Genomic DNA, 21,847 nt, shown 5'->3' with positions numbered 1-21,847 from the left:
GCATTATTCATGAAGACTTTGGAAAATCCTCGAAAGCCTTGGCAAGAAGTTCATCTAGCGATCTGGCTGAAAAACAGTCTGTTTTTTGAGATGTCCTCACAATCAGGTTTTTGCCAGTTGGTGAATAATGCAGGCTAGGCTAATATTATTTTTCAAAAGTAATGACAGACTTAGTTGATCATTTCAAAGCGCAATTGCTCTCTGAGAAGGGAATTGCGCTCTCAGATGTTAGTCACGATTATTGAAAATTGGTATAATCTCATCGAACCCTTCTGTCATTTTTTGCTACAAAAGGGAGAGATGAGCCAATAAAAGCCCATCTCTTGCTAATTTATCCCTATACTTTAGTGACAGCCAAGAAGACTTTACTTGTTACCATTACCCTGCATGGCTAAAACCGCATCGCGCAGTTTATCCGGCACTTCTTGCAGGTGATCCTCATCCCACTGGAAGAAACCGACACCCATAGTCAAAGAACGCAATTCAACGATCAAATCGTGCATTTCCGCTTGGGGGAGATAGGCCGTCACCTGATCCCAACCTTTCCACTCCTCAGAAGCTTCAAAACCCTGAATTTGACCGCGTTTGCCACTGATTAACTGTAAAACCTTGGCGGTGTATTCTGAGGGAGCGAGAACCGTCACCGATAGAATGGGTTCTAATAAGACCGGATGACATTTAGGCAGTCCCTCCGTCATCGCTAGACGGGCCGCTTGTTTAAAAGCTTGTTCGGAACTATCGACACTGTGATAGGAACCATCGGTGAGAGTAACATCGATATCGACCACGGGGAAACCCAAAGGACCATGACCGAGATATTCCCGCACTCCCGTTTCCACCCCGGGGATATACTGTTTGGGGACAACACCACCGACAATGCTTTCATGGAAGTGGAAACCTTCCCCCCGGGGCAGGGGTTTAATATCGAGATACACATCACCAAAAGCGCCGTGGCCGCCGGTTTGGTGTTTATAACGTCCGTGGGATTTGGTGCTGGTTTTGATCGTTTCCTTGTAGGGAACTTGGGGTAAATGGGTGGTCATCGGTAGATTATACTTGCGCGCTAGGCGATCGAGGGCCACTTGCAGATGAATTTCTCCCTGTCCCCAGAGAATCACTTCTTTAGTATCACCGTGTTGTTCCCAGTAGAGGGAAGGATCTTCTTCGATCAGTTTCGTCAAAGCTGAACTTAATTTAACTTCATCCTTGCGATTTACGGCGGCAATAGCGAGAGCAAAGACGGGTTTAAGCTGTAATCCTTTGGGAAGGTCGGGTTTTTGACTGCCGCTGCTAACCACGTCTCCGGTGGCGATTCCCTCCAAACGACCGAGAGCGACAATTTCCCCCGCTTGGGCCTGCTGTAAGGGTTGTTGTTGTTGTCCCATGAGACGATAGATACCACCAATCCGCACACCGTTTAAGGCCATGCCATCGTTAAGGGTTCCCTGCCAGATTCGCCCTAGGGAGAGGCGACCGCCCTGGGGAGTAAAATAGGTTTTGAGGATTTGTACCACTGCATCCCCATCCGCACTGGGATCGAGACCGCGACGATTGGCGGTAATTGTCGGGGCCGGTGCTTCTTCCACTAAAGCGGTGAGGAGATGACGCACACCATAGTCCCGTTCCGCCATACCGAAGAACACGGGTACTATTTGATCGGCTCCCAGTTCTTGTTTTAAGTCTTGGAGAATTTCTTCCCGGGAGGGGTTAATATCTTCGAGGAGTTCTTCTAAAAGATGATCGTCAAATTCGGCGATCGTTTCCAGCATTTCTTGTCGAGCGATCTGTTCTTCTTCCTTGAGGTGGTCGGGTAAAGCTACAGGATCGGCGGGACTGTTAGCATGGTAATGATAAGCCTGTTCGTTGATTAAATCGATAAATCCGATAATTTCGTTGTTCTGACGGATAGGATATTGCTGGGGAACAAGGGGACGACTAGAAACGGATTTGAGAGCTTGTAGGACTTCGTTAAAGTGACTATTACAGCGATCCATCTTGTTGATGAAGATTAGATGCGGAATTTCCCAATCATCGAGGAATTTTAGCAAGGGAGCCAGGGTGAGAACTCGATCGACCACCGGTTCACAAACGATAATAGCAGCACCGGCCCCGACGAGGGCATTATAGGTTTCACTGGCAAATTCGATCGAACCGGGGCAATCGAGAAAGGTAAAATTTAGGTCTTGGTATTGACTATGGGCAACGGAAACTTCTACACTCATCTGCCGATCCCGCGCTTGCGTGGAACTATCACCAACGGTATTGCGATCGCTAATTTTACCTTTTCTGGTGATGGCTCCTGTTACGAAAAGTAAACTTTCCAGTAAGGAGGTTTTTCCACTGGAGTAGGGGCCGACAAGGGCCACATTACGGGTGTTTGCTCCGATACTTTGATTCATACAGATACCCCCAACAATGATTTAGTGATTAGTTGCGGCGATTGGACGATATTTACACTCGATCGCCCTTGGGAAATATACTGTCATAGCACTGAAAATTACTCTCAGGACGTATTTAGAAGTGAAAGGCCTGTCTTGCCATAATTTTGCCCAGTGCTACAGGTGTATTCTTTCCTACTCTTCACCCTAACTCAGTCTCAAGCATTACATCCCATTCTCGCAATCTCTTGTAAAATCTCGCCTACTTTTAGTTAAGGAACTTGAATAAATGTTAACTAGGGTTTGCTAAATAAGTTTTTCGTGGGTGTGGGGTGTGGGGTGTGGGGTGTGGGGTGTGGGGAAATGGGGAAATGGGGAAATGGGGAAATGGGGAAATGGGGAAATGGGGAGAATAAATAAAAATAATCTCCTGTCTCCTGAATCGGAGTCTCCTACCTCCAGGAAAAATTTTTTCAGCAAATGTTAACTAAGCTGTTAACTATCCACCGTCTTTCTCATCAACTGGATTTACAAAAACGAGAGGCAGCCTGATATAGTGAGAGGTCGGGATGATGTTTATCAAGCAATTTTTATGTTGAAAGCTGGAATCGTGGGACTGCCAAATGTGGGAAAATCGACCCTATTTAACGCTCTGGTGGCTAATGCCAAGGCCGAGGCAGCTAATTTCCCTTTTTGTACCATTGAACCGAATGTGGGTGTGGTATCCGTCCCCGATGAACGTCTGGAGGTTTTGGCTAAAATCTCTAATTCTGAGAAAATCGTGCCGACGCGGATTGAATTTGTCGATATCGCCGGATTAGTCAAGGGTGCGAGTCGGGGGGAAGGATTGGGTAATCAATTTTTGGCTAATATCCGGGAAGTGGACGCGATCGTTCATGTGGTGCGCTGTTTTGATAATGATGATATTATTCATGTTTCCGGTTCTGTGGATCCGGCCCGGGATATCGAGGTGATTAATCTAGAGTTAGCTCTAGCGGATTTGGGACAGGTGGAGAAGCGGGTGGAACGTTTACGCAAACAGGCGAAAAATAGCAAGGAAGCCGCCGAAGAATTGGCTATCCTTGAAAAAATCCTAATTTGTCTTAATGACGGTATTTCGGCACGAAAAGTGGATTTAAGCAAAGAGGAAGAAGAATTAATTAAAAATCTCGGTTTATTGAGTCGTAAACCGATTATTTATGCCGCTAATGTGAGCGAAGATGATCTGGCCACGGGTAATGATTGGGTAGAAAGTGTCCGTCAAATTGCCCAAGAGGAACAGGCAAAAGTTGTGATCGTTTCTGCTCAAGTAGAATCGGAATTAGTGGAATTGTCGGAGGAGGAAAGAAAAGATTTTCTCGGTTCTTTAGGAGTAGAAGAAGGGGGATTAAAATCTTTAATTAAAGCTACCTACGAGTTATTAGGACTGCGTACCTATCTCACCACTGGCCCCCAAGAAACCCGCGCATGGACGATTATTTCTGGGATGAAAGCACCCCAAGCAGCCGGAGTTATTCACTCGGATTTTGAACGGGGTTTTATTCGTGCAGAAACCGTGTCTTATCAGGATTTAGTTAATAGTGGCACGATGAGCGCGGCCAAAGAAAAAGGTTTAGTCAGAAGTGAAGGCAAGGAATACATTGTTCAAGAGGGTGATGTTTTACTATTCCGTTTTAATGTATAGCTAAAAATAAGTCAGGTGAGTGTCACCCACCTGATCAAAAGGCTGAATAATTGGCGTTGTCAAATTGAAAGATGCTCCGAATTTCTGTCATCAACAATATCTCAGCTTTTTTCAATCACTTTGGTTAACATTAAACTGAATTTTTTATCTCTTGACATACTCTAATTTAGATTCTATAATTAGGTATAGGGGCAAGTTCTTGTTTAATCAAGATGGCGATGATCTCTGTCCACTAAAAGACTGGTTTGCTGGGAATGCAGTCAAGGCTAAAAATATTCTATCTATTCAACAACCCGCAACCAGAAACGTTCAAATCAAGCGCAGTAAATGAAAGAGCAAGGATTGTTATTTTCCGAAGACAGCCTGTTACCTGAAAAACTCCCGCAAATTCAGGAATTACGACCTTCTAACAATCTTTCCGCAGTTTTTGAAGAGTGCCATAATTATATTTACGCCAACGAAGGAATGCTCAAAGACAAGATTTTTCACGAGATGGTTAAACTAATCATCATCAAACTTCATGATGAAAAATCTGCCAAGCAATCTGTAAATTTTGGCGTTACAGCAAGTGAATATAAAGCCATCGTCGCCAATAAGTCCGATGAATTTATGTCGCGTCTCAGTCAATTATTTACCTCCATCAAGAATCATTATCGGAGATTTTTCACCGATGACACATTCAAGTTAAAACCTTTGACTCTTGCTTATATTGTAGGCAGGTTACAGTACATTAATTTAACTAAAACATCTGGCGATATAAAAGGGGAAGCCTTTCAGACTTTTGTAAATAGACACCAGCGTGGAGATAGGGGAGAATTTTTTACCCCTCACCCAATTGTCCGCCTTGCGGTTGAAATGATAGACCCCAAACCAAACGAAAAAATTATAGATCCTGCTTGCGGAAGTGGTGGTTTTTTAATTCAAGCAATAAACCATGTTCGACAAAATAACCCAGAGTTCAATATAGCAAGTTTTGTGCAAGAAAGTATTACAGGAATTGAATTTAATCCCGATGTCGCCCTTTCGGGAATGATTCGTTTAGTTTTTGAAGGTGGCACAGGTTCAGAAATTATCTGTACTAATGCGCTTATCGAAGATGAAAAATTAAATAATTCTTTTGATGTTATCTTGACCAATCCTCCTTTCGGAAATAAAGGCAAAGTAGAAGACCAGAAAATTCTTCAATCATATATTCTTGCCCGGAAATGGCATAAATCAGCGTCCAATAGTTGGGAAGTTTCCCAAGCCGTTTTAGCGGGTCAGTCGCCCGATATTTTATTTATTGAGAAATCTATAAAATTATTGCGCGCAGGTGGGCGCATGGCGATTATTCTGCCCGATGGTTTATTACAAAATATCTCTAATGGACCGATTCGGCATTGGTTGCGCTCCCAAACAAAAATATTAGGTGTTGTTTCCATACCGCTAGAAGCCTTTGTACCCTACGGCACAGGAATCAAAACATCACTTTTAGTAGTTCAAAAATTACCAGCAAACAATGATTCTTGTTTTATGGCACAAATCAAAAAAATAGGCTATGACGTTAAAGGACAAACAATATATAAGCGCAACGAGTCGGGAGTTATAGCCCGAAAAAAATCAGGTTTGCCAATAGTTGACGATGATATAGATGATATTTCTCACTCTTTTAGGTCATTTATCAATGGCGAATTTGCACAAAACAGCGATTGTATTTATACAGTTAAGAATACCCTGCTCAATTCGAGACTGGATGCCGAACATTATTTACCCAATGACCAAAAATTATTAGAACATCTGAAATCTATTGGAGCGAAACCTTTAGGTGAAATTGCCGATATTTTGAGAGAGGCGGCTGATTTTCGTTTAGCTAGGGATAGTGAAATTAGATATATCGCCATTTCCGATGTTGATTATCGTACAATGCAAGTTGTTTCCCAACAAATAATCAAGGCACACGAGGCCCCATCTCGCGCAACTTATAGATTGTACAAAGGTGATATTATTACAGCAATTTCAGGAGCAAGTACAGGAACACCACGCCAAGCAACAGCCCTAATCACGGAAGATGAAGACGGAGCAATTTGCTCAAATGGATTTTCAGTATTAAGAAATATTCAGGGAGTCGAGCCTTTGTTTTTATTAGTATATATGCGAACAGACTTTTTTTTGCGTCAGATTAAAAGGTACATGACAGGTCATGCTATTCCTACTATTTTAGTAGATGATTTGTCTAAAGTTTTAGTGCCTATTCCACCCAAATCTGAACAGCAGAGAATAGCAAAAAGTATGACCGAAATTCAAGCAATTAGAAAAGAAGCGTTAAAGGCAAGTGAGAATGTTGTTCACGAAATGAGTCTTTTACTTGGCCAATTTGAGTAAGGCAAAAAGCAGGTTAAGCTTAGAACAAGTCTTAAGTAGGTAGGGATTAAAAATTATCAGACACCCCCCTTCTTTCCTTTAGTCACATCTTTCTTAACATTTCAAACCTTTGTAGCATAAAGCTTTCAAGACTCGGTTAACAATTTGTAATATTCCTTGTTGACACCCTTACTGACAAAGAAAAAACTGAAATCAAGTCAGGATAAGGGTTGGAGTGCTTACTGAAAAAATTGTTAAGAAAGATCCCTATAAGGGATAGGGGGATCAGAGGCAAAATCTATCTTCAATTTAATTATAACTACTTACTTAGAATGTATTCTGTGTTAGTCGAGCGCCTAACGGACTATAAACTAGATAGCATAGCGACTTTTTTCGGAAGTATCAAAGTGAGCAAGCGTAATTTTTTTGGCGAGGATAGAAGTTTTTTGAGGCAAAAAAACAGAACGTTGCCGGAAATATTGGCCAAAATATTGACGGTAGAGAGGACAACTGACTCGGCAAAACTTACCTTGTCGGTGAATCAGTCCGAGACTTTCTAGGTGAAAAGCCGCCATTATATCAATTTCTATGTCTTTTTCCGCCATCACCACCTTAGCAAAGATAGCCGCTAAATTGCCCTTTAAGTATTGCAGATGTGAAAGTAAACGTTTAAGATGATCTGCAAAAATATTACTTTCCTCCTTAATCGAATTAGCGAGAATGGTTTCTAGGGTACAATTGCCCCGATCAATATGATAGCAAGCAAGACGAGTTAAATAGGGATTACCCCCTAGAAATATCCGTAATTTTTCGGAGTCAAAATTCTGATCTAATCCCTGTCTTTGGCTTAATTCTCGTACTTGTGCGCTGGTAAAATTAGGCAATTCGATCGGTAAACCAAGACTAAAAGGAGATTGATAGGTATCTGAGGTTTTATCAAGCTCCTGTGCAGGGGAATAGGCAACAATTAAACGTAATTTTTGCCAGAGAGGTTTGTTTTTGCCTTCCTCGTGCCAGAGGTGCAGAATACTAAAAAATTCTTCCCTTAGCTGTGGATAGGGGAAAAGATATTCAAGATCATCAAAGGCAATCACTAAAGGGCGATCAAGATGGGAGAGAATATGCTTTTCTAGATAGATTTTACAGTTAATTTTACCACCCAAGAATTCATCCCAATCCTGTGGGAGATGATTGTCTAAATCTAACTGGCGACTAATACTAACACAAAGCCAACGCATCCAGTGATTTAAATCTTGAAAAATTGAGCTTTCTGCTAACCGAAAACTAAAATAAAGTGTATGGTATTGCTGTTGTTGTGCATAATTAATAATTCTGGTTATCAGGGAAGTTTTTCCCATTTTTCTGGCCGCATTAATCCGGATAAGACTACCCCCGCGCAAGATCTCTTGATAACAAGTCTGTTCTAGATTGTTTCTGTGAATATAAAAGGGGGAATCGAGGGGGACTTGTCCCTCTGGTAATTCAGGCAATAGTTGAGGATTAATACTATTAGTTTCTGGTAGGTTAGGACGATAATAATCGCTATTTTCTAGAGTTAAATTAAAGGCTTGAAAACAATGTTTCAGGGTTTGTTTATCCACTCCCGATTCACAAGCAAATACCTTCATCAGAGTATCTACCCCTAAAAGAGTTTTCTCGCTGAGGACTTCTAGGGTGAAACGATGACCGCAATTATCCCGATATTCCGCTTCTTGTTTAGCAGTAAGTATTTTTTCTAGTCCCGTGGAGGTGAGGATAACCCCGCGTCTGCGGCGCTGTTTTTCTGGTTTTTTCATGATAGTTTTTCCCTGTCCTGAACTCAAACTCTGCACCCCTAGAGGTTTTGAGTTTCCTATAGACTTATCCTCAACAGGGAAACAATCAATTCCGTAATTTTACTGATTTAGCCATCGAGAAGCTAGGGAAAATAACCAGACCACTTATTTTCTTCTCCGTCTGAGTTATTTCTGGGATACGGGTAAATCTTAGCCTACTTGCTGACGATAGCTATTCATTTCTAGGCTATCTTCCCCATAAAGATCCTCAATGTGTTGATGACAGCAATCGATCGCAAATTGATCGAATTCTCCCGGTGCAATTTGATACATTTTGGCAAAAATATCGGGTTGAACACGACAAAATTCTGGTCTCTGGTCATAAATGGTACAGAGACGGGTTTGGCGATCAAAGTTTATACACCAACCCCCTTCCCCCACCATGCTGAGATATTGAGTTAATTGTGCGGGAGTCAGATATTCTTCTAAGTCAGGACGCTCATCGGGATTTAGTTGACAACAAGCTCCACAATTTTTAATACATTTCCAATTGGCCATATAACCGGTGTGCCGCGATGAATTAATCCTAGTACCTACTGACTAGCTTACTAGCAAATAGTCCCTATTTCCCGTTCCAGCAGCAATTACCCTCGATAGTTTTAATCTCAACCGGCGATCGGGAGTGAAAGCTTGACTAGGCAAGAATCTAATAAAATGGGCGTTGTAAGGGTCGAACTTACGGCATCCTGCTTGTAAGGCAGGCGCTCTACCACTGAGCTAAACGCCCGAATTAATTTCGTACTTTCTTAGCATAACATATATTTTCAAAAAAGTATATTATTTTTTTGAGCGAGTTAATTTTTTTCCGATGCCCTCTGGTCGAACTCACGATCGCATTACCCTAATTTTGCTGCTACCGATTGCGGGGGCGAGTTTTTTGGTCAGTGGCAGTGGTAAATTAACCCTATTACTCTTGGCCAGTTATTTGTTTAGCGGATTCCTGTTTGGGCCAGATCTTGACATCCACTCGGTACAATACAAACGTTGGGGTTATCTGCGCTGGTTGTGGCTACCCTATCGTTCTATGATCCGTCATCGCGGTTGGTTATCCCACGGTTTATTGATCGGCACAATTTTTCGGTTATTTTACTTCGGTAGTTTTCTTTTACTAGCGGCGATCGTCATCATTCCGATCCTGCAAAGTTTCTGGGGTATAGACTGGGATTGGCGACTGTGGCCGCAGCAAGCGATCGCATTATGGCAACAGTATCCCCGGGTAGCGATCGCTATTTTCCTGGGTTTAGAATTAGGGGCGATGAGTCATAGTTGTAGTGATTGGATCGGATCGGCCTACAAACGTTCTCGAAAAGTGGCTCAAAAACCGGTAAAAAAGAAAAAACGTTAATAGTCCCCGTCCACAATTTCTAATTAGGGTTTGCGGCAAAAAGTTGTTCGTGGGGGCAGGGTGTGGGGTGTGGGGTGTGGGGTGTAGGGTGTAGGGTTTTAGCGATTTTCATCTGGTCAATTACCTAATTTTCAGGCAAAAAGTACCTGAATTTTCCCGCCGATCACTCCCAGAGCTGGTACTTTTTGATTGACAAAAAGTCTAAAAGTCTTACCCAACAAGGTTTTTAGATTTATTCAGCAAGCCCTAATTAGCCTTACTTTGATATTCTTGCCAAGTTTTCGGACTGATAAAGAGAGTTCCTTTTTCTTGCTGATCGGGAAACTGGATATAATTTTTCTCTAAATAATCCTTGAGTTTTGGTGATTGCAGAAATTCCTTTTCAAATCGATAGAGAAAAACCAAATCGGGCTGTCTTTTTTCGATGACTTCTAGGATAAAATTACCATCAAGATTCTGATTGATAAATCTCTTTCTGGTGATGACAGCAGTTTCTGGGGGTGTTTTCAAGAAATATTGATATATGTAGTGAGGATTATCGGTTAACAGAAGTTTATCGGAGTTTTTAAATTTTTCAAACACAGCTTCTGCTAAAAGAGGTTGATACCTTTTATTAAATTGAACATAGGCATTAATTGAGGGATCACGATTGGTGATTATTCTCAAGGTATTAAAGATAAATTGACCAGACAGGGGGATAAAAATCAGCATTTTGAGAACTAATTCCTGGGTTATTTTGCGATTTTGCCTAAATTCCCCGAGACTATCACTAATTTTTAACTGTTCGACAAATAAGGCAATTATCCAAACGGCAGGAAAAATTAAGTGGACATAATAATGAGTCCAAATTGGGGCAACTGTGGCAAATCTAAATAGATTAGAACCTAACCAGACCAACGGCGGTAAAAGTGGTATTATATTGCGAGTAAAAACCATCGCTATAATAGCGATTACTGTGACGATCAGATAAATTGGTTCGTAGTTTAGGGCGCTTTGCAAGAGAGTCCATAAGGTGAGATTTTCTTGAGCGAAACTAGCGGCAACACTAACATGAGATTTAATAACATTTGCGTAGGAAAAAGGAAAAATAGTCAGGGAACCCAAGACAAAGACTAAAACGACAGCGACTGACCAAATAACAATATCAATGATTCTTTTAATAAAACTATTCTGTTGATTAAGAAAAATAATTAAAGCTACAGTTGGGATAATAGTAATGCCTGCAAGTTTAATTTGCAGGGAAAAAACGAAAGCAATGGCGCTGAGTAAATACAGCCCATACTTAAGCTTACCCGTGAATTGAAGGGCTTTAAAGATAATAAAAATACTTAAGATTGTAAAAAAAAGTGAGGGTAATTCCCGCAACATTGTCGTTGACAGGTTAATATACACTGGAGAGGTTGAGAGAATGAATACTGATAAACAAGAGGCCAATATTCCGCAATTAACTCTCAGAATTAAATAAAAAATTCCTAACATAATTGTGGACAAAGAAAGCACCATAAGGCGCGCCGCATGGATAGTAAATCCTGTCACGCTTAACCAACCATTTAGTAAAAGAGATAAACCCGATAAATGATCGTGCCAAACTTGTTCGTAGAGATGATAACCTTGTTTAGTGACGTAGGCAAGTACCATGGCCACCGCTTCATCAAAATTAAGGATATAGGGATAATGAAGCGGGACTTTCCAGAAAACGATCCCTAGGAAAAAAACAGCAATGGCAATTAATGCCATTAAATCAAAACGATAAGATTTCTTATTCATAACTTTTTCTGGACAAGAATTGCTGCGTATCTTATCACAGATTGAGACACCAGTTATGGGTTAAAAAAGATACCAAGATTACTTTTCAGAACTACGCCCTAAATCTTTAGATCTATGATAGGCCGCCACTACTGCCTCGATAATTGTCGATCGAAAAGAGCCTTTTTCTAATTGTCTCACCCCGGCAATCGTCGTTCCCCCGGGGCTAGTGACGCGATCCTTTAATTCACCAGGGTGTATAGCCGATTCTTTTAATAGGGTTGCCGTCCCTAAAACTGTTTCTATAGCCAATTGAGATGCGATTGATCGCGGTAATCCAGCCGCCACACCACCATCGCTTAAAGCTTCCACCATCAAGGCCACAAATGCCGGGCCCGATCCCGATAATCCCGTTACTGCGTCCATCAAAGCCTCGGGAACTTCCACCACCGAACCGACCGCAGCAAAAATATCTCTAGCTACGGCCAGATGTTCCGGTTCCGCATGACGACCGGCTGCCATCGCTGTAACCCCTTGTCCCACCGTGGCCGGGGTATTGGGCATCGTCCGGATCACGGGGCGATCGGGAAAGCCCATTTCTAAGCGATTGAGGGTAACTCCTGCTAAAATCGAGATAATCAAGGGTTTTTCGGGTATTCCCAGCAAACTATTCACTACTTGCTCTAAAATTTGCGGTTTTATCGCTAAGATTAACACCTCAGTTGCTCTAGCGGCTTCCCGGTTATCCTCACTGACTTGCACTCCGTAGGTGTTAACCCAAAAGTTACGCCGTTGGGATTGGGGTTCACTGACTAACACCGTTTCGGGACTATAAATATTTTTTTTTAATAAACGGCTGAGAATGGCCTCGGCCATCACTCCACCGCCAATAATTCCTAAACGAATAGACACAGTATTTTTTAAAGTAAAAAGTCAAAAGAGAGATTAAGCGGTCTTACCTAGAAAAAAGCGAATCCTCTCGATAAATCGATCGATTTCTAGCTTCGACAAACCTGACGAGAGGACTATGGAAGGATTCATTGAGCTAATCGACTGCTTTCGGCTCCCCAAGCAGGTGCGGAGGAAACGGGACGAGCCATTTTCGGGTTATCGGTGATATCGTGAATAGTTCCGGAAAGGGTGCTAACTTTAACGCAGCTGGGGGTAAACAGGAAAATACTCTCACCGATGCGTTCTTGATGACCATCAATTGCGTAAGTGCCACCAGCGACAAAATCCACGGCTCTTTGTGCCTCTTCGGGATCCATGACGTTGAGGTTTAAAACCACCGATTTGCGTTCTCTCAGGGTTTGGATAACTTGGGGCATTTCCTCGAAGGAATGGGGCTCGATCACGACCACTTCTGCATTATTGTTGTTAATACCTGGCATACCGATCACGTTGCTTCTGTTGAGTCCCATAGATGTGGCTGTATTGAGATTTAAAGGTTCGCGTTGACGACGATTAAGGGGTTCTTCTTCTTCGTTTTGATCCCTATCTTGCGGGGAAGACTTTTCCCAGTTCATTTCTTCGTAGTCGGTTTCGTCTTCGTCTTCCGGTTGTTCGGAGATACCGACAAAATCTTTGAGCTTGGTAAAAATGTTGTTCACAGTCTAATGTCCTTCAAAAGATTTTTTTGGGTGGTCTTGTCTAGAGTCGGGGTTATTTATTGACCTTTAACAATTGTTGCTCTCATTTGGTACAGGGGAACTATTTTGTTAAGGGTTCGTCATTTTAGTCGTCTGGGGGCAGCGGTTAGTTCCCTCTTTTCAGTTATCAGTTATCAGGGGATAGTTTTCAGGGATTGGGAAAAAGTCAATTCCTCATTTCTAACCACCAGTTTCTAGACTAGACGCTGTAATTCTAAGATATATTGTCACCAATTATTAAATTTTCTAGGGGTTTTTTCTGTAAATTTACGGAGATGGTTCAGTAAATGCGCTCGCCAAAGATGCCGGTTCCCACCCGGATCAAAGTGGCTCCAGCCTTGACGGCCAGAGGATAATCGTTAGACATCCCCATGGATAGATGGGGCAGGCATAAACTAGAGCTATTCTCGATGATTTGGGCTAAATCGCTGGTTTTTTCAAAGGCGGCTAACTTTTCCCCAGCCGATAATCCCTGGGGCAGAATTGTCATCAAACCCTGAATTTTTAGCTGTTGACAGTTGACTAAAGCGGGAATATCTGCTAACAATTCGGCCTTGTCCCAACCGAACTTATCGGGATCGGGGACAACTTTCACCTGTAGCAAAACTTGGGGATTAATCTCTAATTCCCCGGCTAGGCGATCGAGTCTTTGGGCTAATTTTAAACTATCGAGGGAATGGATTAAATCAAAAGATTCTAGGACTTTGCGGGCTTTATTTGCCTGTAGATGCCCGATAAAGTGCCAAGAAATATCTGGCAGGTCTTTTAGTTCTTGCTGCTTCGAGATTGCTTCCTGTAGCTTACTTTCGGCAAAATCTCTCACTCCTGCTCGGTAAGCTTGACGGATATAATCGCTAGATACCTGTTTACTGACGGCAATCAGGCGCGTGCAGGGGGGTAGGGTAAGACGGATGGACTCGATACGACTAGCGATCGTCATGAACTAGACTGAAAAGGTTTGTTGATAAGTTTGGTTGAGACTGTTAAATTCTTGCACATTACTGCCCCGTCGCAAATTCCGTAGCCGGTTTTCCACTAAAAGACGAGCATCGGAACGACTAATCGGATCGAACGAGACTTTTTTGGGTCCCACCGTCACCAGAAAAAAAAGACGTTGGGCATAAAGAGTGGTAAATAATTCCCGATGTTCTTCTAATAGACACACTCTGTATAATAGACCGAAAGTAGGATGATTGAGATAGGTTTCGTTACTCATTCAAGCGATCGCTAAAGGAAAAGGATTGAGCAAACTAGAAAGTTTTTCCACAACAAAATCAAGCGGATGGCTCAAAAACAATTGATTTTTCGGGTGTTTCCCCTAGCCTGATTTTACCAGAATCCTTCAATGACAACTAACGATGCCAGTCTATGTCATGATTTCCTGAGTTTTCACTTTTTCCCTGTTAACGTGGATACATTTCGGTGACAACTTGTCACCATCAGAAATTAGCTCTGCTGCAAAAATCAAAGATTTTCCCTTTGCAGAGGAGAATCAGAGACAGGAGGATAAAAAAGACAATAGACAAATATAATGCCCATAAAAGCTAAGATTATATCAAATTTATCTGGTTTTTTTAGATATTTTGACTCGATAGCGGCGATCGGTACCCTGAAAACTCACACCTGATCAGTGATCACTGATAACTGATCACTGAATCACTGATCAAATGCCCTAAGCTTGTATTAAGCCTTTTTTAACTTCAAATTCCTTTAACCTCAATCAATATGGATTTTTCTAGTCTTGTTGCCAGTCAGCTAAACGCCGGCGTTATCTGGCCCGAAGGAATCCTGATTATTACCCTGATGGTGATTTTAATCGGCGATTTAATCGTGGGACGAAGTGCCAGAAGTTGGCTGCCCTACGTTGCGATCGCTGGTCTGCTCGCTGCTGTGGTTGCTCTCTATTTTACCTGGGACAATCCGAAACCGGTGGCCTTTTTAGGGGCTTTTGAGGGCGATAATCTCAGTATCGTCTTTAGGGGGATTATTGCTCTTTCTACCGCCTCCACAGTGCTGATGTCTGTGCGTTATGTGGAACAAGCGGGAACCTCCCTAGCGGAATTCTTGGCCATTATGCTCACCGCGACTATCGGGGGAATGTTCCTATCCGGTGCTAGTGAATTGGTGATGATCTTCATCTCCCTAGAAATGCTCAGTATTTCCTCCTATCTAATGACCGGTTACATGAAGCGGGATCCTCGATCGAACGAGGCCGCTTTAAAATACCTGTTAATTGGAGCTTCTAGCTCGGCGATTTTCCTCTATGGTGTTTCCCTTCTCTACGGTTTATCCGGAGGTGAAACCAGTTTAAGTGCCATTGCCCAAAAATTAACCGCTGTTAACGGTGGTCAGTCCCTGGCCTTAGCGATCGCATTAGTGTTTGTAATTGCCGGTATCGCCTTCAAAATTTCGGCGGTTCCCTTTCACCAGTGGACTCCTGATGTGTACGAAGGTTCACCCACTCCCGTGGTGGCTTTCCTCTCGGTAGGTTCCAAAGCGGCCGGTTTTGCCCTAGCAATTCGCCTATTAGTGACGGTTTTCGGTCTAGTCAGCGAACAATGGCGGTTTATCTTTATCGCTCTAGCAATTTTGAGTATGATCCTCGGCAACGTGGTCGCCTTGGCCCAAACTAGCATGAAACGGATGTTAGCCTATTCCTCGATCGGTCAGGCGGGTTTTGTCATGATTGGTTTAACCGCCGGTACTGACGCGGGTTACTCTAGCATGATTTTCTATCTGTTAATTTACCTGTTCATGAACCTAGGGGCTTTTGCCTGCGTGATTCTCTTTGCTCTGAGAACCGGAACCGATCAGATCGCTGAGTATTCGGGACTCTACCAGAAAGATCCGCTCCTAACCCTCTGTTTAAGCATTTGTCTGCTGTCTTTGGGGGGAATTCCGCCTCTAGCGGGCTTCTTTGGTAAGATTTATCTATTCTGGGCCGGTTGGCAAGCGGGACTTTATGCTCTCGTCCTCGTTGGTTTAGTCACCAGTGTGGCCTCGATTTACTACTATATCCGTGTGGTCAAAATGATGGTGGTCAAGGAACCCCAAGAGATGTCCGATGCGGTGAAAAATTACCCCGTTATCAATTGGACCCTTACCGGGATGCGTCCCCTACAGGTGGGTATTGTCCTCTCCCTAGTGGCCACTTCCCTGGCCGGTATCCTTTCCAATCCTCTCTTTACCCTAGCGACGGATTCCGTCACCACTACCCCCATCCTACAATCGGCGGCCCTGGTGACGCACATTTCCCGAGCGAATTGAGAATCCCTGTTGATTTATCGGCGTTGTCAGATCAGAAGAGGAAAGATGCCATGCAATCCTTGCTATCAGAGTAATTTCAGTTCCCAGCTGATTCGGAGCATCTTTCAATTTGACAACGCCTAAATTTCTTTATAGTAATCCCAAGCTAAAAGGTAATTTTCGAGAGTTTCCCCCACTAATCCCCTCGCCTGGAGAGCTTGGGTGAGACGCGCTCCAGTAGAATTAAGTAGTAGGCTCCAAGTATTATGGCCGAATGCTTGACTAATCTGACGGATGCGATCAATTAAGCGATACTTAATCCTCTGAGTGGCAAAATTATCGAAGCGAGTGGAGAATAAAGGCTTAAAGTCAGCTAAGATAGCCTCAAAATCAAGAATTCCTTCGTTAAAGTAGTCTTCGATCTGATAATTTAGTTTAGCCTGATATTGTAGGGTTTTACCGATTTTGAGGACGTTCGGCGAGCTCAGTCGAGTGGACGGTGAGCCCGTCGAACCGCCGGGGTCAATTACCTAATTTTCAGGGAAAAAGTACCTGAATTTCCCCCCCAATCACTGCAATGGTCGGTACTTTTTGAGGGAAAAAAAGTCTAAAAACCTTATCCAACAAGGTTTTTAGATTTTATTCAGCAAACCCTAGTTATTAACCGAATTAAGCTGTTTTTGCAGTGCTACAATGCGATCATTTGTAGCTGGATGGGTGCTGAGAATTGTCGGGGTAGAACCCCCCTGTTGTGCTAATTTTTGCATAAAGGAGATCATCGCCGTGGGTTCATAACCAGCCTTGGCCAAATTTTTTAAACCCAGTCGGTCCGCTTCTAATTCATCCTTGCGACTGTTTGGCAAACTGTAGGCGAGATTAACCCCCAATTGTACCCAAGTTTTTGTCTCTAATCCCGCCGCACTGAGAAGTCCTTGGGCGAGGGCAGTATTGCGTAATTGGGTGATAGAATGACGACCGACGATATGGCCGATTTCATGGGCAATGACGCTGGCTAATTCTGCCTCATTATCAGTAGTTTTAATCAATCCCGTGTGTAAATAGACAAATCCACCCATAGTTGCGAAGGCGTTAATGCTATTGTCGCGCACCACTTGAAAAGTGTAGGGAAGGTCAGGGCGATCGCTAGTTGTGGCTAATCGCTGCCCGATTTCCTGGACATATTGGTTAATTCTGGCATCTTTGGACAGTTTCACCTTACCTGATTCTAATAAACCTTGATTAATCTGCCTACCGATGGCGACTTCCTGCTGAGGAGAAATAGTGGAGAGTTGAATAACTTGCACACCCCGAAAAAGTAAATCCATCCACGAGAGCGCGAAACTGGTTTGGGGATTGATAATCCCGATACTCAGGCTCAGCAGCAGAGAAATTATTGTTAATAGCCAAAAACGGTAGAAAATAGGGCGCATAGACGATTCGATCCCATAAAAACCTCATTCCCATTCTAGACAGTGCCTATCACCCTTTGTCTGTTACTGTCCCCGATTGGTTTGATAGACGTAGAAGTTAAATAAATCGAATAAACTGCCAACAAAAGCAAAAGTAACAGCGATGGTTAACATTCCTTGTAGGGGATAACCGTCACCGAAAATGGTTAAAAATTGCAGGATTTGGCTAAAACCCGCCTGACAAACCCAAGTAAAGCCGGGGACGTGACTGGTGGCCAATAAAGCAGTTAAAATTGAACCCACCAAGAGGACGGGAGCAACAAAACTTAATAGGGTGGAAAATAGCAGAGAACGGAGCAAAGTAAGCATGGGTGCTGATCTCCAGAGAATTGGGGGCGATCGAACGGGAATAATAACTTATACTCGCTCCCCTATAGAATATACGTTCATCTCGGCCAAGGACAGTTTTTTAAAAAATCTTAAAATATCATTAAGATTCTTGGCCAAGGAAAATATGGCAGAGGAAGTCCCCACAGAAGCGTACACTGGTGGGGATGCGCCGACCGCCTCCTTTCCGCTTGCTCAAATCCGCTGCTATAACGTTGGTCAATAACTGCCCGAAGCGGATAAAACCAGAGGATGATAGAAAAGTTAGAATTACCCTTTCATCTATGACCCTAGATATTATCCCCGAAGGGGAAGAACGCAAAGTGGAAGCTGTCAGTAGTGCCGCTATTGATGGTGCGCCGATCGCCTATATTGTCGTCTTAGCGGCCATTGTCACTACCCTTTCTTTTATTCCCTTCTCCATTGTCCTCGCTTCCGGCGGTAGTATGCCCCTCAGTCAAGCGGTTTTTCCCCTCTTGGGTTGGTTACTCGGCCCGATCGCTGGGGCGATCGCTAGTGGCATTGGGTCCTTAATTGGGGCTTTCCTTGCCCCCTACACGGCAGGAATTCCCGCTATTTCGGTCTTTGGGGCGATTTTGTCTAGTTTTGCGGCGGGAACGATGGTTTTAGGCAAAAAACGCCGTTATTGGTGGTTAGGATTGACGTTAATTTTTCTGATTCCCCTGTTTATCTACGCTAACCGGGCGATCGGACTGAACGGCATTTCGCCACGAGTCTTTATCGCCGGGGCTTTCGTCGATTGGTCGGCCTTGGTATTATTTATCCTACCAACCCGGACTCTTTTTACCCATTGGATTAAGGGTAGCAATTTGGCCTTAGTAGCGGCGGGAATTTTTGGGGGTACCTGGACCGCCAGCGGCCTCTCCCATTTAGGGGCCGTGGCCATTACCTACTCGATTTTTAACTGGCCCGAAGAAGTCTGGATCGCTTTAATTCCGATCATTCCTGTAGAAAATCTGATTCGTTCCTTCGTCGGTATGGTGATCGGTTGTGGTGTCATTGCCGGTTTACGGGCGATCGGTTTGGTCAAATCACGAGAGGCGATCTACTAGGTAGGAGCTGCTGAAAAAGTTTTTCCTGGGGACAGGGTGTGAGGTGTGGGGTGTAGGGGCGGACTCAACGGGAAGAATTCCTGCGTTGCGTCCAACCCGACAGCGAAAAAAAAGCGAACTAGCGTTTTAGCCAACTCATCATCGCCCGCAGATCCTGACCGACTTCTTCGATCGAATGTTCTGCTTCTTGACGACGCATAGCGGTGAAACCCGGTTTACCAGCTTGATTTTCGAGGACAAACTCTCTGGCGAATTGTCCCGATTGAATTTCCCGGAGGATTTTCCGCATTTCGGCCTTAGTCGCTTCCGTCACCACCCGCGGACCGCGAGTGTAGTCACCGTACTCGGCTGTATTGGAAATACTATCGCGCATTTTGGCCAAACCGCCCTCGACGATCAGATCGACGATCAGTTTTACCTCGTGTAAACACTCAAAATAGGCTAATTCGGGTTGATAACCAGCTTCCACGAGGGTTTCAAAGCCAGCTTTAATTAAAGCGCTTAAACCGCCGCATAATACTGCTTGTTCGCCAAAAAGGTCGGTTTCTGTCTCCTCGCGGAAAGTGGTTTCCAAAACCCCGGCCCGAGTGCCACCGATACCTTTAGCGTAGGCCATCGCCCGCTCGCGTGCTTGGCCGGTAGCATCTTGATAGACGGCGAATAAACAGGGGACTCCTTGACCTTGTTCGTAGGTGCGACGGACGAGATGGCCCGGTCCTTTGGGGGCGACCATCACCACATCGACATTATCTGGGGGAACCACTTGGCCGAAATGAATATTAAAGCCGTGGGCAAAAGATAACACCTTGCCTTCGCTTAAATTCGGGGCAATTTCGTTGAGATAAATCGTTTTCTGCACTTCATCCGGTAAGAGGATCATGATCCAGTCGGCAATTTTAGCGGCTTCGGCCACATCATAAACCGGAATACCGGCTTCTTTGGCTTTGATTGCCGATTTACTGCCGGGATATAGACCAACAATCACATTAACGCCGCTATCCTTGAGATTTAATGCGTGGGCATGACCCTGGGAACCATAACCAATAATAGCGATCGTTTTTCCCGCTAATAAATCTAAATTGGCATCCTCATCATAGTACATTCGTGCCATCGAACTCGCTCCTTAACTTCTTTTGTCACTGTGCAAACTCCTAATTATACGCGAAAATCACGCCCGTCAGAAGCCTTTGATTGCCTATTTCTAGGAGTCAAGAAAAAATAGTGTCGATAAAATTTGAATTTTTCTGGATCTATTTGGGTACTCTAACTAGGGAAAGCTGACTTGATCTAGTGGAGCAGAAAAAAAAGGGGGGGGTAATGGCCAATTTTTAGCTTGGACTTGGTTCTTTCAGCAAAATTGATTACAATATCATCATCAATAGGTGCTTCCTCTCCCCTCACCCAGTCAAGATTAACCTCGCTCTGAACACAGATAATCAGGTTAATATTAGTGCAGAAATAGCTTCTCTCCCCCTCGATTTTCACCTGTTCTGGGTAATTTACCCAGTTAGGATCGTTTATAGACTGATTTACTGCCTTGAGCGATACTAGATAAAATCAGGTGAAAAGATCAAGATTATTGGCTTTGTTGATCACCAATTCCCTTAGAGCTGCCCCAGAAAATGTATGGTAAGTTTTTTTAAGAAGCTATTGACAAAAAAAACTCAAGGTATTGGGTTAGAGATTACCCCAGAGCGCCTTAACGTGGCTCAGATCGCCAAACAGAAACAAAATTATAAATTAGTTAAATATTGTTCGTCGGATATCCCAGAAGGCATCTTTGAGGAGGGAAAAATCGTCGATCCCGTCGCTTTAGCGGAATTAATCCAAGAAGTCCTCAAGGAAAATAAAATTACTAGAAAACGAGTCGCTACTGCTGTCCCCATGCGCGAGTCAATTATCCGGATTATCCCTATTCCCTCGGAATTGGACGAGGAGGAATTGCGCGATCTGGTCTTAAATCATGAAGCTAATTTATACCTTCCCTATCCGCGGGAGGAAGTGGATATCGACTACCAAAAACTAGGCTACTTTCAGGATGAAGACGGCATCGAAAAGGTGCAGGTTTTGCTGGTAGCTACTCGTCGGGAGATCACCGATGCTTATATAGAAACCCTGCAACGGGCAGGATTACAGGTAGATGTGCTAGAAATTAATAGTTTTGCCCTAATTCGGACGATTCGCGATCAGTTGCGACAGTTTAGTTCCAATGAAGCTACCGTTATTGTCGATATAGAATTTGATAACACGGAAATTGCCATCGTGGTGGAAGGCGTTCCCCAATTTTCCCGCACTGTCCCCATCGGCACTTTCCAGTTACAAAATGCCATTTCTAGGGCGATGAATTTGCCCAGTTCGCGCAGTCCTGAGATTCTTTTGGGGATGACAATCCCGACTACTGCCTTTGATAGTCTTGGCACCAATACTAGTGCTTCCAGAACCTTTACCACCGCCGGGATTGCGGCACTGATGCGGGTTTTAGGGGAATTAACCGATGAATTGCGGCGATCAATTAATTTCTATCTTAACCAAAGTGATGAACTGGAAATGGAAATTGTCCAGTTACTTTTAGCCGGTCCCGGGGGCGGTTTAGCACAACTAGATGAATATTTTACTCAACGTCTTAGCATCCCTACCATGCCCATCGATCCGATCGCAGCCCTGAACTTAGATATCAATCAAGAGATTCCTAATACCCAAAGACCGGGATTAGGAACAGTTCTCGGTTTAGGATTGCGGGAGGTATAGACAAAAA

18 protein-coding genes, 1 tRNA gene and 1 pseudogene are annotated in these 21,847 nt (G+C 43.6%); 7 read left to right on the top strand and 13 right to left on the bottom strand.

The features are described from left to right. Window positions 1-365 precede the first annotated feature (365 nt). Complete coding sequence (locus tag IM496_RS08545; RefSeq protein ID WP_287661726.1) at window positions 366-2,399, bottom strand: elongation factor G; 2,034 nt, start codon at window positions 2,397-2,399, stop codon at window positions 366-368. 571 nt (window positions 2,400-2,970) lie between these two features. Here IM496_RS08545 and ychF point away from each other — a divergent pair. Together ychF and IM496_RS08535 are read left to right on the top strand one after the other, a co-directional pair. Further along, complete coding sequence (ychF, locus tag IM496_RS08540) at window positions 2,971-4,062, top strand: redox-regulated ATPase YchF (protein ID WP_002732084.1); 1,092 nt, start codon at window positions 2,971-2,973, stop codon at window positions 4,060-4,062. 327 nt (window positions 4,063-4,389) lie between these two features. Continuing rightward, window positions 4,390-6,423 carry an N-6 DNA methylase gene (locus IM496_RS08535; RefSeq protein WP_194016817.1) on the top strand — a complete coding sequence of 678 codons (2,034 nt, stop codon included), beginning with the start codon at window positions 4,390-4,392 and terminating at the stop codon, window positions 6,421-6,423. A gap of 350 nt (window positions 6,424-6,773) precedes the next feature. Here IM496_RS08535 and IM496_RS08530 read toward each other — a convergent pair whose 3' ends face one another. From IM496_RS08530 to IM496_RS08520, 3 genes are all read right to left on the bottom strand, one after another. After that, window positions 6,774-8,198 carry an AAA-like domain-containing protein gene (locus IM496_RS08530; RefSeq protein ID WP_287661725.1) on the bottom strand — a complete coding sequence of 475 codons (1,425 nt, stop codon included), beginning with the start codon at window positions 8,196-8,198 and terminating at the stop codon, window positions 6,774-6,776. Between the two features lie 189 nt (window positions 8,199-8,387). Next, entirely contained in the window at window positions 8,388-8,735 is a 348-nt protein-coding gene (locus IM496_RS08525) for a YkgJ family cysteine cluster protein (RefSeq protein ID WP_002752908.1), read from the bottom strand. A gap of 157 nt (window positions 8,736-8,892) precedes the next feature. Then, window positions 8,893-8,964 (bottom strand) — tRNA-Val (locus IM496_RS08520). 81 nt (window positions 8,965-9,045) lie between these two features. On the opposite strand from IM496_RS08520, the gene IM496_RS08515 reads away from it, so the two are divergent. Next, window positions 9,046-9,582: a metal-binding protein gene (locus IM496_RS08515; RefSeq protein WP_194018340.1), complete on the top strand. Its 537-nt coding sequence runs from the start codon at window positions 9,046-9,048 to the stop codon at window positions 9,580-9,582. A 246-nt stretch (window positions 9,583-9,828) separates the two neighbouring features. On the opposite strand, the gene IM496_RS08510 is transcribed toward IM496_RS08515, so the two are convergent. The 5 genes from IM496_RS08510 to pipX form a co-directional block, all read right to left on the bottom strand. Beyond that, window positions 9,829-11,349 carry an ArnT family glycosyltransferase gene (locus IM496_RS08510; RefSeq protein WP_194015927.1) on the bottom strand — a complete coding sequence of 507 codons (1,521 nt, stop codon included), beginning with the start codon at window positions 11,347-11,349 and terminating at the stop codon, window positions 9,829-9,831. A gap of 78 nt (window positions 11,350-11,427) precedes the next feature. Further along, complete coding sequence (gene proC, locus IM496_RS08505; RefSeq protein WP_194015929.1) at window positions 11,428-12,240, bottom strand: pyrroline-5-carboxylate reductase; 813 nt, start codon at window positions 12,238-12,240, stop codon at window positions 11,428-11,430. Window positions 12,241-12,365: 125 nt separating this feature from the next. Continuing rightward, window positions 12,366-12,938: a cell division protein SepF gene (locus IM496_RS08500; protein ID WP_104395746.1), complete on the bottom strand. Its 573-nt coding sequence runs from the start codon at window positions 12,936-12,938 to the stop codon at window positions 12,366-12,368. Between the two features lie 319 nt (window positions 12,939-13,257). Beyond that, entirely contained in the window at window positions 13,258-13,917 is a 660-nt protein-coding gene (locus tag IM496_RS08495; protein WP_194015931.1) for a YggS family pyridoxal phosphate-dependent enzyme, read from the bottom strand. A gap of 3 nt (window positions 13,918-13,920) precedes the next feature. Continuing rightward, a complete protein-coding gene (gene pipX / locus IM496_RS08490; protein WP_002733869.1) occupies window positions 13,921-14,193 on the bottom strand; it encodes a transcriptional coactivator PipX in 273 nt (90 codons plus the stop codon). Window positions 14,194-14,702: 509 nt separating this feature from the next. Between pipX and IM496_RS08485 the strand changes: the two genes are divergently transcribed. Next, complete coding sequence (locus tag IM496_RS08485; RefSeq protein WP_024969984.1) at window positions 14,703-16,244, top strand: NAD(P)H-quinone oxidoreductase subunit N; 1,542 nt, start codon at window positions 14,703-14,705, stop codon at window positions 16,242-16,244. A 122-nt stretch (window positions 16,245-16,366) separates the two neighbouring features. Here the strand turns inward: IM496_RS08485 and IM496_RS08480 are convergent. From IM496_RS08480 to IM496_RS08470, 3 genes and pseudogenes are all read right to left on the bottom strand, one after another. After that, window positions 16,367-16,672: pseudogene (locus tag IM496_RS08480) on the bottom strand (RNA polymerase subunit sigma-70); the annotation flags it as partial. A gap of 204 nt (window positions 16,673-16,876) precedes the next feature. Further along, the gene (locus IM496_RS08475) at window positions 16,877-17,653 is read right to left on the bottom strand and encodes a M48 family metallopeptidase (RefSeq protein ID WP_194015933.1); all 777 of its coding nucleotides are present in this window, start codon (window positions 17,651-17,653) and stop codon (window positions 16,877-16,879) included. 63 nt (window positions 17,654-17,716) lie between these two features. Then, window positions 17,717-18,001, bottom strand: a complete 285-nt coding sequence (locus tag IM496_RS08470) for a hypothetical protein (RefSeq protein WP_104395732.1) — start codon at window positions 17,999-18,001, stop codon at window positions 17,717-17,719. On the opposite strand from IM496_RS08470, the gene IM496_RS08465 reads away from it, so the two are divergent. Together IM496_RS08465 and IM496_RS08460 are read left to right on the top strand one after the other, a co-directional pair. After that, a complete protein-coding gene (locus tag IM496_RS08465; RefSeq protein ID WP_044034077.1) occupies window positions 18,000-18,245 on the top strand; it encodes a hypothetical protein in 246 nt (81 codons plus the stop codon). The two genes, IM496_RS08470 and IM496_RS08465, sit on opposite strands and share 2 nt — an antisense overlap. A gap of 58 nt (window positions 18,246-18,303) precedes the next feature. Continuing rightward, window positions 18,304-19,092: an ECF transporter S component gene (locus tag IM496_RS08460; RefSeq protein WP_194015935.1), complete on the top strand. Its 789-nt coding sequence runs from the start codon at window positions 18,304-18,306 to the stop codon at window positions 19,090-19,092. 118 nt (window positions 19,093-19,210) lie between these two features. On the opposite strand, the gene ilvC is transcribed toward IM496_RS08460, so the two are convergent. After that, a complete protein-coding gene (ilvC, locus tag IM496_RS08455) occupies window positions 19,211-20,203 on the bottom strand; it encodes a ketol-acid reductoisomerase (RefSeq protein WP_287661724.1) in 993 nt (330 codons plus the stop codon). Between the two features lie 515 nt (window positions 20,204-20,718). On the opposite strand from ilvC, the gene pilM reads away from it, so the two are divergent. Then, window positions 20,719-21,840 carry a type IV pilus assembly protein PilM gene (gene pilM / locus IM496_RS08450; protein WP_194015937.1) on the top strand — a complete coding sequence of 374 codons (1,122 nt, stop codon included), beginning with the start codon at window positions 20,719-20,721 and terminating at the stop codon, window positions 21,838-21,840. Window positions 21,841-21,847: the final 7 nt, after the last annotated feature.

The sequence above is a fragment of the Microcystis sp. M049S2 genome (assembly GCF_020245625.1).
Lineage (GTDB): Bacteria > Cyanobacteriota > Cyanobacteriia > Cyanobacteriales > Microcystaceae > Microcystis > Microcystis ichthyoblabe_A.
Note: the sequence above shows the minus strand (reverse complement) of the source record. Positions and strands in the feature narration are given on the sequence as shown.